At 43.3% G+C, this 1,325-nt stretch carries 1 protein-coding gene; it reads left to right on the top strand.

Translation table 11 applies throughout. The annotated features are described in order from the left end of the window. Positions 1-1,325 (top strand): MucBP domain-containing protein (locus tag ODU55_RS11635; RefSeq protein WP_398582912.1); only part of this gene is annotated, 1,325 nt, incomplete at both ends.

Below are 1,325 nucleotides of genomic sequence, written 5' to 3'. Positions count from 1 at the left end.
ACGAAGAAGTGAAAGGCTCAGTCATCGTTAACTACGTAGATACCGAAGGTACTAAGATTGGTACAGAGTTCAAAGATACCACAGATGGAGAAGTAGGGTCAGCTTACGATACTACTGTCAATACAGGTAAAGTCACATCAGATAAGACGACAGAGCGCCCAAGTGTTATCACTAAAGATGGCAAAACATACCGTCTTGTTGCACAAGCAACAGATGCGACTGTAGGTCAAGTTGCCTCAGACGGTCACTTGACAAGTAACAAAGAAGGCTTCCACTATGGAACTGACGAAGTGAAAGGTCAAGTTGCGGAAGGTACTAAGTCCATTACCTACGTTTACGAAGAAGTGAAAGGCTCAGTCATCGTTAACTACGTAGATACCGAAGGTACTAAGATTGGTACAGAGTTCAAAGATACCACAGATGGAGAAGTAGGGTCAGCTTACGATACTACTGTCAATACAGGCGAACTCACATCAGATAAGACGACAGAGCGCCCAAGTGTTATCACTAAAGATGGCAAAACATACCGTCTTGTTGCACAAGCAACGGATGCGACTGTAGGTCAAGTTGCCTCAGACGGTCACTTGACAAGTAACAAAGAAGGCTTCCACTATGGAACTGACGAAGTGAAAGGTCAAGTTGCGGAAGGTACTAAGTCCATTACCTACGTTTACGAAGAAGTGAAAGGTTCAGTCATCGTTAACTACGTAGATACCGAAGGAAATACTATCGGTACGGAGTTTAAAGATACCACTGATGGAGAAGTAGGATCAGCTTACGATACTACTGTCAATACAGGCGAACTCACATCAGATAAGACGACAGAGCGCCCAAGTGTTATCACTAAAGATGGCAAAACATACCGTCTTGTTGCACAAGCAACGGATGCGACTGTAGGTCAAGTTGCCACAGACGGTCACTTGACAAGTAACAAAGAAGGCTTCCACTATGGAACTGACGAAGTGAAAGGTCAAGTTGCGGAAGGTACTAAGTCCATTACCTACGTTTACGAAGAAGTGAATACTCCAACCGAAGATAAGAAAACAGGTAGCGTCCTTGTTCGTCACATCACTGATAAAGGCGAAGTTCTTGCGGATACAACATATGTCGTTCGTGATGGTGAAGTAGGTTCAACCTATGAAACAAGCGTAGGTAACTTCGAAGGCTATACATTTGTTAAAGTTGATGAAACAGGTGTAACACCAACAGGTGAAGTTGAAGAGGGTGAGAAGACTGTAGTTTACATCTATACTAAAGTTGAAACACCAGTTGTTAAGACAGGTTCAGTTGTAGCTCGTTACGTTATCGAAGGTACAGAGACTGAA

Source organism: Streptococcus sp. 2022WUSS037, assembly GCF_044427225.1.
Lineage (GTDB): Bacteria > Bacillota > Bacilli > Lactobacillales > Streptococcaceae > Streptococcus.
This window is presented reverse-complemented; position numbering and strand designations above follow the sequence as displayed.